The organism is Caulobacter sp. GW456-12-1-14-TSB4 (assembly GCF_059424195.1).
Genome location: NZ_JBWKZF010000011.1, coordinates 75,207 through 90,299 on the forward strand (window position 1 = coordinate 75,207; position 15,093 = coordinate 90,299).

The following is a 15,093-nucleotide window of genomic DNA, read 5'->3' on the forward strand; positions in this document are numbered from 1 at the left end:
ACTTCCTGGCGTTGGGACGAGAGACGGGGACGGACGAACTATCAGCCGCCGCCGTACTCCGTTCTCAGCCTTATCTTGTCGATCTTGCCGGTGGACGCCAGAGGCATGCGCGGCAGGCGGTACACCGCATCGGGTATCCACCAGCTGGCCACCCGGCCCTTCAGCGAGGCCAGCAGCGCCTCGTCGGTGACCTCGCCCTGCGTCTCAACTAACAGGATCGGGCGCTCGCCCCACTTGGGGTCGGACCGGCCGATGACGGCGGCCAGCGACACCTCGGGCAAGGAGGCGACCACCGCCTCGATCTCGGCGGGATTGATCCACTCGCCGCCGGACTTGATCAGGTCCTTGGCGCGGCCGGTGATGATCAGGTTGCCCGCAGCGTCGATGCGCGCCAGGTCGCCGGTCGGGAACCAGCCGTCGGCGTCGGTGGCCGAGGTCTCGTGGCCGAAATAGCGCTCGACCACCGCCGCGCCGCGCACGCGCAGATGGCCCTCGGCGTCGCGCTGCTGCGGCAAGGCCACGCCGTCGGCGTCGGTCAGCAGCAGGTCCACGCCCACGGCCGGACGGCCCGACAGCGCCGCCTGCGACGGCGCACTGAGCGGGGCCACGGTGCCGGAGGGCGACAACTCGGTCATGCCCCAGCTGGTCTGGACGATGACGCCCAACCCCTGCTCGATCCGCTCCATCAAGGCCGGCGGCATCGGCGCGCCGCCGACCATGATGCGCTTCAACGACGGCAACTTCTCACCGGTCGCTTCCAGGTGCTCGACGAGGCCCAGCCAGACGGTGGGCACGCCGACACCGATGGTGACGCCCTCGGCGGCGATCAGGCGGGCCAGGCTGGCGCCGTCGGCGTTGCGGCCGGGCAGGACGAGCTTGGCGCCGACCGCCGGCGCCGCGAACGGCAGGCCCCAGGCGTTGGCGTGGAACATCGGCACCACCGCCAGCACGGCGTCGGCGCCCGAGATCGCCATCACGTCCACCTGCAGAGCCCGCAGGGTGTGCAGGTAGCTGGAGCGGTGGGTGTAGGTCACGCCCTTGGGCGCGCCCGTCGTGCCCGAGGTAAAGCACAGGCCGCTGGGCGCGGTCTCCTCGAACTGGCCCCAGACGTAGTCCGGCTTGGCGGCGGCTATCAGGGGTTCGAGCGCCTCGCCCTCCTCCGCCTCGCCATCGATGACCAGCAGCCGCTCGACGCTCGGCGCTGAGTCCATGATCTTGCGAGCCGCCGGCGCCAGGTCGGCCGAGGCGATCAGCACACGCGCCTCGGACTGCACGATCATCGCCGCCAGCTGCTCGACGGTCAGGCGCGGGTTCAGGGTGTGGCACACCGCGCCCATGCCCATGATCGCGAACCAGACCTCGACATGGTCCTGGGTGTTCCAGGCCAGGGTGGCGACGCGGTCGCCCTTGCGCACGCCCAGCCCCGCCAGCCCCGACGAGACCCGCAAAGCGCGGTCGCGCAGGTCCGCATAGCCGACCCGGTCGATCCGTCCGCCCTCACGCGCGGTCACCACCTGGCCGTCGGGACGCCACTTGGCGGCGTGGTCCAGGAACTTGTCGAGCGTCAGGGCGAACGCCTGCATCTCGCCGTCAATCATGGGCACTGAGCAACTCCAGGGGGGATCGGCGGCGCGACCACACCGACGTTCCAGTTCCAGGACGTGTCGCCCTGGGCGCGTCGGCGGCACATCACCGTCTCGTTCAGTTCGTACATGCCAGGACGCAGGTGGACGCCCGGCTGGGGACCGTCGGCGAAGGCCATGTAGGCGCGCGCGGCGCCGTAGGGTTTCCACGTCGGTTGGCCGGCGGCCTTGGGCGCGCCATCCTTGGCGAACGAGGCCCAGTAGTCGCCCATGGCCGCCGTCAGCTTGGCCTCTTCCGGCGTGTCCGGGTTCTTCGGCCAGGCCGGCGGCGTCGCCTTGGCGGTCCCAAAGACGTAGGGCAGTTCGCTGGCGTGGAAGCCGTGCAGGTTCGCGGCCTCGGCGGCCGGATAGCCGTGGTCGAACAGGTAGAAATAGCCCGGCTGGCCGGCGGCGGTCTGCTTGGCGACGAGGCGCTCGGCTGTCCAGCCATAGAGGGCGTCGCGGGTGGTCAGCAGCACGCTCTCGGGCACGTCGCTGGAGGAATAGAGCTTGAGGAAGTCGTCCGCGAGATCGCCGTAGCGCGCCCGGATTTCCTTCTCGTAGGCGGTGGCGTCGGTCGGCGGCGGCGGGGCCAGGAAGCGCAGCGAACGGATCTCGCCGCTGTTGAAGCCGGCCAGGATCGGCACATGCGCCTGCTCTCCGGCGTCGAACGTGTTGACCAGCTGCTTGGGCAGCACCTTGCCGTCGACCGCGCCGAAGGTCTGGAAGCCGGCCATCAGGGCGGCGGTTGTCAGCTTTTCGGCGTCCATGGCGCGCAGGTCGGCCAGCGACTTGGCGCCCAGCTTTTCGGCCGTCATCGCGCCCATGGTCTCGGCCGGGATGTGGCCGTACTTGCCGTCGCGGAGGTCGGGCGTGGAGACCATGTAGGCGCTCTGGGCGATGGCCTTGCTGAACAGCCCCCGAGCCGGCGGCGAGGCCATCAGGTACATGACGCTCAAGCCACCGGCGGACTCGCCGGCGATGGTGACCTGGGCCGGATCGCCTCCGAAGGCGACGATGTTCTTCTGGACCCACTTCAGGGCCGCGATCTGGTCCAGCAGGCCGTAGTTGCCCGAGACGTGGTCAGGCGACTCCGCGCTGAGCTCCGGATGGGCCATGTAGCCGAGCACGCCGAGGCGGTAGTTGATCGACACCACGACGATCCCGCGCTTGGCCAGGGCAGCGCCGTCATACATGCCCTCGGCGCTGGAGCCGGCGATCAGCGAGCCGCCGTGGATCCAGACCAGCACCGGCGCCTTCTTGGCTTTCGCCGGCGTCCAGACGTTCAGCGACAGGCAGTCCTCGCTGAAGGCCTTCAGCGGCGAGGCGTAGATGCTGCCCGGACGCGGCTTGGCCTGCATGCAGGACGCGCCGAAGTCCAGGGCGTCGCGGACGCCGGTCAAGGTGGCCGGCGCGGCGGGCGGCTTCCAGCGCAGGGCCCCGATGGCCGGCGCGGCATAGGGGATGCCCTTGAAGACCTCAAGGCCGTCCTGGGCGACGCCGCGAACGGCGCCGGCCGGGGCCTTGACGACGGGGGCCTCGGCGAAGGCGGCAGCCGGCGCGAGGGCCAGGAGCGCCAGAGCCGAGACGAGGAGACGCTTTCTCATCACCGCCCCCTAGAACGCATAGCCAAGGCGCACGCCGGCCGTGCGCGGCCGCATGGTCGCGAACCGGCTGGCGATGAACGCTTCGGGGTGGACGTAGGTGATCGAGTGGTCGTCGAACAGGTTCTCGACATAGGCCCCGATCGTGGTGTCGCCCATGGCCACGGCGAAGGTGGCGTTGACGTTCTGGTACGAGTCCGTGAAGCCGTAGGTGGCGCTGGTCACGGTCGGCTGGCCCGGCACGTGCTGGAACGAGCCCGGATACGAGCCGACGTGCTGCAGCACGACCGACAGGTTGGCCTTGGCCTTCGGCGTCAGGTCCCAGCCGTAGTTGACGAACAGCGAGCCCTGCACCTTCGGTGAGGCCAGGCGCGCGCCGACCACCGCGCCGGAGATCGCCGCCTCGGCCGGGGTCAGCTGCGTGACCTTGGCGTCGTTCAGCGAGCCGTTCAGGCCGATGGTCAGGCCCTTGGCCGGGAAGGCCAGCAGCTCCAGCTCGATCCCCTTGCTGCGCGCCGCGCCGATATTGGTGGCGAACTGGACGCTGTCGGAGACGCGGTTGGCCTGGACCTGGATGTTGCTCCAGTCGATCAGGTAGACGGCGACATTGGCCGAGACCAAACCGTTCAGGAACCGCCCCTTGGCCCCGACCTCGTAATTGGTCAGATCGTCCGAGGTGGCGCCGTTCGGGATGGTCAGATCGTTGGGATTGACCAGGCTGGGTCGCCCGGCGAAGGCGTTGACCACCGGGGTGCGGAAGCCGGTCGAGACCGTGGCGTAGGTCGTCAGGGTCGGCGACGGCTTGTACGACAGGCTGACCTTGAACGACGGCTTGCTGCCGGTCGCCTTGACGCCCGAGGCGGCCGCGAACGGCGTCAGGACCAGCGGGCCGCGGATGCCGAACAGGGCGTTGGTCAGATAGGCGCTGCTGTAGCCGCCGGCCTCGGTGAAGCCCTGGGCCTCGACCCGGCCATAGCGCATGCCGCCGGTGGCCCAGACCTTGTCGCTGAAGTGATAGGTCAGCTGGCCGAAAGCGGCCTTCTCCGACGAGTTTATGTGGGTGTACTGGCGCTGGTAGTACTCGTCCGGCAGGCCCGTGATGCCGTGCGAGGTCAGGAAGGCCGGGTTGGAACGGTAGAAGTAGTCCACGTCCAGGCGGCGATCGAGATAGAAGCCGCCGACAACCCAGTCCAGCTTGCCGCCCGGATCGGACGCCAGGCGCGCCTCCTCGACGAAGGTCTTCTGGAAGCCGCCGGCGTCCAGGGCGAAGGCGATCGCCTGATTGAAGGTGCCGGCCAGGTCGACATAGAACTTCTGGTCGAACTTCGAATAGGTCGACGAGCTGGTGAAGCGCGCGCCGTCGAACTGGTAGTCGACCGTGACATTGTGGCTGCGCATTTCGCCGACGAACTGGTCCGGCCGGTCCGAGATCCGCTTGTTGCGGCCCAGGGACGGATCGACCATCGACGAGTCCTTGGGGTTGCTGTCCTCGTAGGAGAACAGCGCCTTCACCGACAGGCGGTCGTTGGGCTTCCACAGCAGCGTCGCGCGGCCGCCCCAGTCGACCAGGGTGTTGGAGTTGTGGACGCCGGTGCCGACGTTATCGAGATAGCCTTCCTCGTGCCGGTAGAAGCCGACCACGCGCAGGGCCAGCTTGTCCTGGATGATCGGCAGGTTGAACATGCCGTTGTAGCGCTGGCGCAGCGAGTCCGAGCCCGTCAGGCCGAAGTCGACCAGGGCCGCGCCCTCGCGGCTGGAGAGGTTCGGGGCCTTGGTCAGGATGCGCAGCGCGCCCGACAGCGAGCCGGAGCCGAACAGCGTGCCCTGCGGACCGCGCAGGAACTCCACCCGCTCGACGTCGAACAGGTTGGGGTCCAGCACCGTGGTGTTACCGATGGTCGAGATCGGCAGTTCGTCGACATAGACGGCGACCGTGCTCTGCAGGTTGGCGCCATAGCCGTTGGTGGCGATGCCCCGAGCCGTGAAGTTGTTGAAGTTGGCGGTGGCGCGGTTCAGCACCACGCCGGGCGTCTGGCGGGCCAGGCCCTCGAAGCCGACGATGCCCTTGGCGGTCAGCTCCTTCTGGTCGAAGGCGGTGACGCTGAGCGGCACGTCCTGGACCTTTTCCGGGCGACGGGTCGAGGTGACGATGACTTCTCCGACCAATGCGGCGTCGCCCCTTCCCTGGGTGTTTTGGCCTTGATCGTCAGCGGCCGTTTGGGCCGCGACCTGTGTGGCGAATGATACGAGCGCGACGGCGCAAGCCGACGCCAGCAGACCAGCCTTCATGACGTTCCTCCCCGAACGCGTGTCGATCGTTGGACGTCGACGTTTGTGCGCTGACGGTGGCGGCGATCCTGGCTCGTGTCAATACTCACTCACTTGCGTGTGAAGATTGACGAGCGATTGGAATTGGGGTCATCCTCCAAACAGGCCAAGTTCAAAAAGAACGGCCATCGGGAGGAAGCCTTGAACACCAAGTGCGCGATGACGCCGCGACTCCGTCCGCTTGCCTGGACGCTCGCTCGATGAACGCCCCCTCCCTGTCCGAAGACGCCGGCCACGCGCCGACCAGCGGCCGTGCCTGGCTGGTGCTGGGCATGCTGTGGTTCGTCTATGTGCTGAACTTCCTGGACCGGCAGCTGATGTCGATCCTGGCCAAGCCGATCCAGGACGCACTGCACGTCAGCGATAGCCAGCTCGGTTTGATCGGTGGTCTCTATTTCGCGATGTTCTACTGCTTCATCGCCATCCCGGTCGGCTGGCTGGCCGACCGCACCAACCGCGTGGCGGTGCTGAGCCTGGCCTGCGGCATCTGGAGCGCGGCGACCGTCGCCTGCGGCCTGTCGCGCGGCTATGGCGAGTTCGCCTTCGCCCGGATGACGGTCGGCTTCGGCGAGGCCGGCGGGGTGCCGCCCTCCTACGCCATCATCTCCGACTACTTCCCGGCCCACCGGCGAGGAACCGCGCTGGGCATCTACAATCTGGGTCCGCCGGTCGGCGCGGCGCTGGGCATCGCGTTCGGCGCGGCGATCGCGGCGGCCTTCAACTGGCGCTACGCCTTCGTGATCCTGGGCATCGTCGGCCTGTTCGCCGCCGTGGCCCTGCCGCTGATGGTCAAGGAGCCGCCGCGCGGCGGTCTGGACGGCACGCAGGCCAAGATCGAGAAGGCCGGCTTCTGGGCGACGCTGAAGATGTTCTTCTCGCGCCCGACCCTGGTGCTGGCCTCGCTAGGCAGCGGCGCGACCCAGTTCGTCACCTATGGCCTGGGCAACTTCACCACCCTGTTCCTGATGCGCGAGAAGGGCATGGCCCTGGGCGAGGTCGCCGTCTGGTACTCCCTCGTCGTCGGCATCGGCATGAGCGCCGGCATCTACGCCTCGGGTCGCGTCATCGACCGCTTCCGCAAGACGTCCAAGGTCGTCTACGCCATGGCTCCGGTCATCTCCCTGACCCTGGCGATCCCGTTCTATATCGGCTTCGTCTGGGCCCCGACCTGGCCGGTGGCCCTGGCCTTCCTGACCGGGCCGACGGTGCTGAACTACTTCTACCTGTCCTCGTCGGTGGCCTTGGTCCAGGAAGAGGTGCGGCCCGATCAGCGGGTGATGTCCGGCGCCCTGCTGCTGCTGGTCATGAACTTCATCGGGCTGGGCCTTGGCCCGACCTATGTCGGCGCGGCCAGCGACTTCTTCAAAGCCGCGCACCCGCACAACTCGCTGCAGATGGCGCTCTACACGCTGGTCCCATTCTACGTGATCGCGATCGGCCTGTTCCTGTGGCTGGCGCGGATCTTCAAGAAGGCGGAGCGCGGCTAACGCCGGGGGACCGTCCTCGTCCTTCGACAAGCTCAGGATGAGGACGACTGCTAGGGCGCTTCAGTAGAAAACCTCACCCTGAGCTTGTCGAAGGGCGGGGTTTTCGGCTCCGCCCCTACTCCTTCAGCGCGATAAAGCCTGCCGCCATGAACCGCGCGATCCGCTTCTTGATCGCCGGGAAGTCGTCGGAGTGGCACAGGCCGCTCGACAGCCGGTCGATCCGTCCCGTCCGCGCCAGGGTGTTCATCAGCGCCCCCGACACGAAGTGGTAGCCCCAGAAGATCTCCTCGTCGGCATAGTCCGGCAGGGCGCGCTTGAGGATGCCGACCAGCTTCAGCACGACCGGATCGAAGTGCTCATCCATCAGCGCCGCGCCCTCGGGCGTGTTGCTGACCCGGGCGCAGAAGGCCCCGTAGTTCATCCAGTGCTCGCCGCCCTCGTAATAGAGGTCGAGGTCGGTATCGAGGAAGGCGTGCAGCGCACCCTCGACGGTGGGCGCACCGCCAGCCGCCTGCTCGTACTGCTCCAGCGCGATCATCCGCCGGCCGGACGTGACCCCGGCCCGCCGCGCGAACACGGCCTCGAACAGGTTGGTCTTGTCCTTGAAATAGTAGTTCAGCAGCGTCGTGTGGATGCCCACGCGCACGGCCACATCGCGCAGCGTCACGCCATAGAGGCCGTTCTGCGAGAACAGGTACTCGGCCGCGTCCAGGATCTGCTCCAGGCTCTGGGCGCGCTGCTCGGCCTTGGTGCGCGGGCGCTCCTTGGCCTCCTCCGCGGTGGCTCCTGCCAAACCGTCCTCCTGGTCCTACCCCTCGCCGCGTAGTCGGCGTGGCGCGCCCCTGTCAATCATTCCCATAACGGCAATCATTGGGCGCACGCCCCGTTCCGGGGTCGCCGAACAATGATCATTGACGGCGTGGAAGCGGCGCCACAATACTCACTCTTGTGAGAATGAGCGTTACAGACTCATTCAACAGGGAGGGATCGCCACATGAGACTTGGGCTTACGAGCGCGTCGGGCGTCGCGCTGCTGATCGGGATCGCGGGCTTTGGCCCGGCGGCGTGGGGTCAGGAAAAGACGGCTCCGGACACCAACACGCAGGTCGAGGAGATCGTCGTCACCGGCTCCAACATCCGGGGCTCGGCTCTGGATGCGGCCCTCCCCGTGGAGGTTTATTCGCAGGAGAACCTGGAGAAGCAGGGCTCGCCGACGGCGCTGGAGTTCGCCAAGAGCCTGACCATCTCGGGCCCGACCACGGGCGAGAGCTACTATTTCGGCGGTCCGACCCTGGTCGGCTCGGTGAACTACAATCTACGCGGCCTGGGGGCCGACAAGACGCTGGTGCTGCTGAACGGCCGGCGGATGAACCAGAACACCGCCAACGTGCCCTCGATCGCCCTGTCGCGAACCGAGATCCTCAAGGACGGCGCGGCGGTGATCTACGGCGCCGACGCCACCGGCGGCGTGGTCAACTTCATCACCCGCGACAAGTTCGTCGGGCTGGAGGCGCAGGGCCAGTACAAGCAGATCAGGGGCTCGAAGGGCGACTACTCGGTCGGTTTCATGGGCGGCATCGGCGAGGACCGGGTCAACCTGCTGGTCTCGGCCGAGTACGAGCACCGCTCGCGCCTGAACACGCTGGAGCGCGACTTCACCAAGGCCTCGCTGACGCCGGGTACGGGCTACAACCCCGCGCCCTGGTCGACCCTGACCAATCTGACCGGCTGGCAGCCGCGCGGTCCCCTGCCCGCCGTCCCGACCGCGACGGACACCGGCGAGTGGGGCGCGAACCTGGGCGGCATCGTCTCGGACTTCACCGCCGCCAGCTGCGCCGCCGTCGGCGGCCGCATGGATAACGTCTACACCTGCGCCTACAACTACATCCCGTACTACCGGCTGGTGGAGAACCAGGACACCTACCGGCTCTACGCCCAGCTGAAGGCCGACATCACCGACAGCATGAAGTTCCACGCCGACGCCTCGTACGGCAAGGTGGACCTGCCGCAGGTGATGGGCTCGCCGGCCCAGCCGGTGTCGCGCGGTCCGGCCCTGACGACGGGCGCCGTCAACCAGTTCTACGTGCCGATCAGCAACCCGTTCGCGGCCGAGTTCGCCGCCAAGAACGGCATCGTCGGCGCCTCGGGCTTCACGCCGATCACCTACCGGCTCTTCGGCCACGGCGGTAACCCGTACTACTCCGGCGGCGACGGCTTCGGCGTGGCCGACAAGATCGAGAACAAGGTCTGGCGCGTGTCGGCCGGGATCACCGGCGACCTCGGGGACATCGCGCCCTTCGCCAAGGCGGTCGGCTACGACTTCGCCCTGACCTATAACGACGCCTACAACTACAACACCCACGCCGACACCATCGGCTATCGCCTGCAGGAAGCCTTGAACGGCTTCGGCGGTCCGAACTGCAAGGCCGCCGATCTGGACCCGACCCGCTTCGGCACCCAGAACGCGGCCGCCGCCGGCAAGAACGGCTGCCAGTACTGGAACCCCTTCTCCAGCTCGTTCAAGGGCCAGCCGGTGCGGGGCCTCGCCAACCCGAACTACGTCGCCGGCCACGAAAACCCCGAGGACCTCGCCCTCTGGATGTTCGACCCGCGCGGCGTCGAGACCAAGTCTAACAACTTCACCGCCGACCTGGTGTTCAACGGCCGCTCGGGCCTGAAGCTGCCGGGCGGTGAAGTGGGCTGGGCCCTGGGCGCCCAGTATCGCTCGTTCGAGAGCCGCCAGATCGTCTCCAGCCCGTTCAACAACGGGACGGTGCAGTGCGAATGGCCCGCCGGCACGACCAGCGCCAACGGCCCGGGCTCGGCCAACCTGCCGGCCAATCCGCTGCCGACCAACGATCCGAACTTCCGGGGCTGCACCCCCGACGCGCCGGGTCCGTTCGTGCTGTTCGCCCCGACCATCCCGGTCCAGGCCGACCAGAGCCAGTACTCGCTGTTCGGCGAGCTGCAGGTGCCGCTGTTCTCGACGGTCGACATCCAGCTGGCGGCCCGCAAGGAGAAGTTCTCCAACGACCTGGGCGCCACCGTCTACAAGGTGTCGGGCAAGTGGAACGTCTGGGGCCCGCTGACCCTGCGCGGCTCGTACGGCACCAACTACCAGACCCCGCCGCTGGGCGTGCAGCCGGGCGCCATCACGGTGGCCGCGCGCACCTACACGGTAGCGGCCAGCAACTGGCTGGCGGCGCAGTTCATCACCGACGCCAACCTCAAGCCCGAGACCGCCAAGACCGCCAATCTCGGCGCCATCTGGCAGAGCCGGGGCTTGGCCGCCGATCACAAGTTCCGCCTGATCGTCGACCACTTCGACATCAAGACGAAGGACCAGATCGGCCAGGTCGCCGACCCGAACCAGATCGCCAGCCTGGTGTTCAACGGCGCGGGCGGCACGATCACCACCTGCGATGTGGCCAAGCAGCCCCTGCTGGCCCGCATCACCTTCAACAGCGGCTGCGCGGTCGGCATGAGCGGCGTGGGCACCTTCTCGGCCGTCTCGACCCGCTACGGCAACGGCCCGGGCCAGACGACCAAGGGCTTCGACGTCCAGGCCAACTACGGCCTGCCGGTCGGTCCCGGCGATCTGGACATCAGCTTCACCGCCACCCGCGTCACCGAGCTGAAGACCGGCGCGACGACCCTGGACGGCGTGACCATCTCGACCGGCGACGATCGCCTCGGCACGCTGAACTTCGCCACCTTCGCCCAGGCCGCGCCCAAGCTGCGGGCCAATCTCGGCCTCAACTATGGACTGGGCCGCCAGAACTTCCGCCTGGGCGTCAACTACGTCTCGGCGGTCGTCGATGAGCGGGCCGGCGTCCAGTATGGCGAGAACGGCAAGGCCTGGGTGACGACCGACTTCACCTATCGCCTGCAGCTGGGCGACAGCATGGCCCTGACGGCGACGGTCGCCAACATCTTCGACCGCGATCCGCCCCCAGCCCAGGAAGAGTTCGGCTACGACCCGTGGACCGGCAACCCACTGGGCCGGACCTTCGAGCTGGGCGTCAAGAAGTCCTTCTAAGTTCGGTACTCCCCGTTCCTGCCTCTGCGGCGGGCGGCCTTCGGGTCGCCCGCCGTCTTTCTTTACAGGGACGGGCCGATCGCCACTTTCGCGGGCCTTTACGCCAAATTCGCACATTGTGGTTGATTGTCGGGGTCACTGTTCGAACGGCGAGTTCATGGCCCTTTCGTCTCTGGCACTATCGACCTCCCCGGCTGGCGACAGCGGCGCCCACACGCGCCTCGAAGCCGCGCGTGGCGCGATCGAGGGCCGCTTCCTGGAGGTCGGCAACGTCCTCTCGCAGGTCGTCGACGGCGCCAACGCCCTGATCACCGCCCTGGACCGCATGCGCGAAGGCCTGGACGGCCAGGAGGTCGCCGCGGCCACCCGCCAGCTGGGCCAGGCTTCCGACCAGCTGCGCGAACTGCCCCGGACCCTGCACGACCGTCGCGACCGCCTCGGAGGCCTGGTCCGCGCCGGCGACGCTCTGACAGCCTGCATCGAGGACATGCGCCAGCACCTGGCCTACCTCCGGGTCTTCGGCGTCAACATCAAGATCACCTCGGGCGGCATCCTGGCCGCCGGTCCGGAGTTCGCGATCTTCGCCCAGGAGATTTGCGACTGCATCGAGCTGGGCCGCACCCAGCTGGACACCTTCCGCAACGACCTTGCAGGCATGGACGGCGCCCTGCGCGCGGCCCTGAACCACGAGGACGAGCTGCGCCGCCGCTGCGACGGGCTGCTGCCGGCCGTGCCCGACGCCCTGGTCGGCCAGACCGCCGCCATCGCCGAGCACCAGGCCAAGATCGCCCAGATCACCGCCCGCGTCGGCGAGTTGGTCCGCGATGTCCGCAAGAAGATCGGCTCGGCCCTGGCCGCCCTGCAGATCGGCGACATCACCCGCCAGCGCATCGAGCACGTCCAGCACGGCCTGGCCCTGCTGGACACGTCATCCGTCCGCGCCCTGCCCGCCGACGGCCGTGCGCGGCTGGAAGCCTTCGTGCACCGCCTGCTGGCCGCCCAGCTGAACGCCACGATCGACGACTTCCATCGCGACGTCTCGCGCATCGGCCAGAGCATCGGCGCCATCGCCGGCGACGCCAGCGAGATCCTGCGCCTGCGCGACCACGCCCAAGGCGGCGGTTCGGACAAGGACGCCAGCTTCCTGCGCGGCCTGGAGAGCAGCGTCGGCGACGCCTTCGCCCTCGTGGACGACATCGACGCCGGCGCGCGTGAGGCCGAGGCGGTCAGCCGCTCGGCCGCCAGCTCGGCCCGCGACCTGGTCGCCCAGATCGAAGCCATCCAGAACATGCGCGCCGACGTGCAGATGATGGCGCTGAACACCACGCTGAAGTGCTCGCGCATCGGTGAGACCGGCAAGCCGCTGGGCGTCATCGCCGTCGAGCTGCGCGCCCATGCCGGCCACCTGGAAACCTCGGCCGCCCGCACCCTGACGGCGCTGCAGTCGCTGTCGGCCTCGGCCGACGCCCAGCCCGAAGCCGACGGCCAGGACAGCTCGGCCAACGCCGCTCATGCGCTGCGCGACGCCATCGGCCGTATCCGCAAGACCGGCGACGCCGTCGAGGGCGACCTCGTGGACGCCGCTCGCCAGGGCGCCGACGTCGTCGAGATGCTCAAGCGCGCCGCCGCCCGCTTCGACTTCCAGCGCCAGGTCGGCGACCACCTCGACCAGGCCGCAGCCGAACTGGCGGGCCTGTCGGGCGATGTCGCGGTCGATGACGTGATGAGCGCCCTGTCGCCGCTGCTGACCGATCTGGCGCGGTGCTACACCATGGCCCAGGAACGTGAGGTCCACGCGGCGATGACGGCGGGTCTGGATGTGGCGGTGGTCGAGGTGGAGACGCCGGCCGCCGTCGAGGACGACGACCTGCTGTTCTAGGGCGCTCGCTGCGCACCTTCTCAAAAGCCAGAAATACTTGTCATCCCGGAAGCGCGTAGCGCTGTCCGGGACCCAGGGGCCAATGGCAGTGCGGTTGCCCGTGGGTCCCGGCTCTCCGCTTCGCTGCGGCCGGGATGACAAGATTTTGGGGCTGTCAGATTTAGCTCAAGCCCTACCGGCTAGACGCCTTCAGGATTTCCTTGGCCAGCAACTGCAACGGCGCCACGCGATCCACACATCCCAGCGCGATGGCTTCCTTCGGCATGCCGAACACCACCGAGGTCGCCTCGTCCTGGGCGATCGTGAAGGCCCCGGCCTGCTTCATCTCGTTCATGCCGCGCGCGCCGTCGTCGCCCATGCCGGTCATGATCACACCCACGGCATTGGAGCCGGCCGAACGCGCGGCCGAGCGGAACAGCACATCCACCGACGGCCGGTGGCGGGTGACCAGCGGGCCATCCTTGACCGAGACGTAGTAGCGGGCGCCGCTGCGCTCCAGGATCGTGTGCTTGTTACCCGGCGCGATCAGCACCCGGCCGCGCAGCACGGTGTCGCCGTCCTCGGCCTCCTTGACCGAGACCGCGCACAGGCTGTCCAGGCGCTTGGCGAACGAGGCGGTGAACTTCTCGGGCATGTGCTGGACGATGACGATGCCCGGCGAGTCCGGCGGCAGGTCTTCCAACACCGCGCGCAGGGCTTCCGTCCCGCCCGTCGAGGCGCCGATGCAGACGATGGCTTCCGTCGTCTTGGCCATGGCCCGACCGGAAGGCGGAGGTAGCATGGCGTCGGCGGTCAGCTTCTTCTCCGGCTCATGGATCGGACGCTGGACGGCCACGGGCGGGCGACGCGCGCCGGCCACGCGGGCGCTGGCGGCGGCCTTCACGGCGTCGCAGATGCGGATGCGCGACTCCATCAGAGCGTCGGCCACGCCAATCTTCGGCTTCAGCACGATGTCGACCGCGCCGGCCTCCAGGGCCTGCAGCAGGGTCTCGGACCCCGCCTCGATCAGCGACGAGCACATCACCACCGGGATCGGGTGCTGGGCCATCAGCTTGCGCAGGAAGGTGATGCCGTCCATGCGCGGCATCTCGACGTCCAGGGTGATGACGTCGGGGATCTCGTCGCGGATGCGCTTGGCGGCCACGAACGGGTCGGAGGCGACGCCGATCACCTCGATCTGCGGATCGGACTCCAGGATGCTCGCCAAGGTCTGACGGACCGTGGCGGAGTCGTCGATGATCAGGACACGGATCTTGCCGGCCAAGGGGCTAGCCCTTCTGGAAGACGGTGTTGGCGATCTGCTTCAGCGGCAGATCGATGCCCACGATGGATTCCGAGTGGCCCAGGAACAGGTAGCCGTCGGGCGCCAGGTGGCGGCACAGGCGCTCCAACACCTTGGCCTGGGTCGGCTTGTCGAAATAGATCAGGATGTTGCGGCAGAAGATGATGTCCATCTGCTGCTCGACGGGATAGCTCTCGTCCATCAGGTTCAGACGGCCATAGGCGACCTTGCTGCGCAGTTCGGGCACGATCCGCACTTCGCCGCGCGAGGGGTCCTTGGCCTTCATCACATAGCGCTGGCGACGGGGCATGGACACGGGCTGGATCATCGACTCGATGAAGCGGCCGGCGATCGCCTGGTCCAGAACCTCGGTGCAGATGTCCGTGCCCAGGATCGAATAGTCCAGGCCGCGACGCTCCTGGCAGAACTCGTCCAGCACCATGGCCAGGGTGTAGGGCTCGGCCCCGGTCGAGGCCGCCGCGCTCCAGACGTTGATGTGCCGACGGCTCTTGGCCAGGTGCGGCAGCACCGTCTTCTCCATGAAGGTGAAGTGCACCGGCTCGCGGAAGAACTCGGTCTTGTTGGTCGTCACCGCGTCGATCAGGTGGATCGTCTCGGCCTCGAGACCACCCTCCTCGAACAGGTAGCGGCAATAGTCGTTGACGCTGTCCATGCGGTTGGCCCGCATCCGGCGGCGCAGGCGCCCTTCCAGCATGGTCCGCTTGTTGGACGGCATCTTGATGCCGCTGTAGCCGTGGATGAATTCGGCCAGCCGCGCGAAGTTACGGCTGCTGAGCGGTTCGCCGACCGAGACCGGCTGCAGGGCGAGAGCGGCTTGCGACAATGACGGTC

The 15,093-nt window shown here is 68.1% G+C and carries 9 protein-coding genes; 3 read left to right on the top strand and 6 right to left on the bottom strand.

Annotated features, from left to right (window positions below; translation table 11 throughout):
• Positions 1 to 41: 41 nt before the first annotated feature.
• Genes AC07YH_RS12625 through AC07YH_RS12635 form a run of 3 tightly spaced genes read right to left on the bottom strand, consistent with a single transcriptional unit; the run spans position 42 to position 5,392 of the window.
• Positions 42 to 1,598 carry an AMP-binding protein gene (locus tag AC07YH_RS12625; RefSeq protein ID WP_494747413.1) on the bottom strand — a complete coding sequence of 519 codons (1,557 nt, stop codon included), beginning with the start codon at positions 1,596 to 1,598 and terminating at the stop codon, positions 42 to 44.
• Entirely contained in the window at positions 1,595 to 3,229 is a 1,635-nt protein-coding gene (locus AC07YH_RS12630) for a carboxylesterase/lipase family protein (protein WP_494747331.1), read from the bottom strand. Before AC07YH_RS12630 ends, AC07YH_RS12625 begins: the two co-directional genes overlap by 4 nt.
• 9 nt (positions 3,230 to 3,238) lie before the next feature.
• Positions 3,239 to 5,392: a TonB-dependent receptor gene (locus AC07YH_RS12635; protein ID WP_494747332.1), complete on the bottom strand. Its 2,154-nt coding sequence runs from the start codon at positions 5,390 to 5,392 to the stop codon at positions 3,239 to 3,241.
• 362 nt (positions 5,393 to 5,754) lie between these two features.
• Here AC07YH_RS12635 and AC07YH_RS12640 point away from each other — a divergent pair, with 362 nt between their 5' ends.
• Positions 5,755 to 7,041 carry a spinster family MFS transporter gene (locus AC07YH_RS12640; RefSeq protein WP_494747333.1) on the top strand — a complete coding sequence of 429 codons (1,287 nt, stop codon included), beginning with the start codon at positions 5,755 to 5,757 and terminating at the stop codon, positions 7,039 to 7,041.
• Between the two features lie 115 nt (positions 7,042 to 7,156).
• Here AC07YH_RS12640 and AC07YH_RS12645 read toward each other — a convergent pair whose 3' ends face one another.
• Complete coding sequence (locus AC07YH_RS12645; RefSeq protein ID WP_494614905.1) at positions 7,157 to 7,834, bottom strand: TetR/AcrR family transcriptional regulator; 678 nt, start codon at positions 7,832 to 7,834, stop codon at positions 7,157 to 7,159.
• A 201-nt stretch (positions 7,835 to 8,035) separates the two neighbouring features.
• Between AC07YH_RS12645 and AC07YH_RS12650 the strand changes: the two genes are divergently transcribed.
• Entirely contained in the window at positions 8,036 to 11,080 is a 3,045-nt protein-coding gene (locus AC07YH_RS12650; protein ID WP_494747334.1) for a TonB-dependent receptor domain-containing protein, read from the top strand.
• A gap of 157 nt (positions 11,081 to 11,237) precedes the next feature.
• Positions 11,238 to 12,959 (top strand): hypothetical protein, encoded by a 1,722-nt coding sequence (locus tag AC07YH_RS12655; RefSeq protein WP_494747335.1) that lies wholly within the window; start codon positions 11,238 to 11,240, stop codon positions 12,957 to 12,959.
• Positions 12,960 to 13,131: 172 nt separating this feature from the next.
• On the opposite strand, the gene AC07YH_RS12660 is transcribed toward AC07YH_RS12655, so the two are convergent.
• Positions 13,132 to 14,223 (bottom strand): protein-glutamate methylesterase/protein-glutamine glutaminase, encoded by a 1,092-nt coding sequence (locus AC07YH_RS12660; protein ID WP_494747336.1) that lies wholly within the window; start codon positions 14,221 to 14,223, stop codon positions 13,132 to 13,134.
• A gap of 4 nt (positions 14,224 to 14,227) precedes the next feature.
• Positions 14,228 to 15,085, bottom strand: a complete 858-nt coding sequence (locus tag AC07YH_RS12665; RefSeq protein WP_494747337.1) for a CheR family methyltransferase — start codon at positions 15,083 to 15,085, stop codon at positions 14,228 to 14,230.
• Positions 15,086 to 15,093: the final 8 nt, after the last annotated feature.

What these genes read in the sequence shown, in the direction of transcription:
- AC07YH_RS12625 (WP_494747413.1), bottom strand. Translation starts at nt 1,598, where the DNA reads ATGATTGACGGCGAGATGCAGGCGTTCGCCCTGACGCTCGACAAGTTC.
- AC07YH_RS12630 (WP_494747331.1), bottom strand. Translation starts at nt 3,229, where the DNA reads ATGAGAAAGCGTCTCCTCGTCTCGGCTCTGGCGCTCCTGGCCCTCGCG.
- AC07YH_RS12640 (WP_494747333.1), top strand. Translation starts at nt 5,755, where the DNA reads ATGAACGCCCCCTCCCTGTCCGAAGACGCCGGCCACGCGCCGACCAGC.
- AC07YH_RS12650 (WP_494747334.1), top strand. Translation starts at nt 8,036, where the DNA reads ATGAGACTTGGGCTTACGAGCGCGTCGGGCGTCGCGCTGCTGATCGGG.
- AC07YH_RS12655 (WP_494747335.1), top strand. Translation starts at nt 11,238, where the DNA reads ATGGCCCTTTCGTCTCTGGCACTATCGACCTCCCCGGCTGGCGACAGC.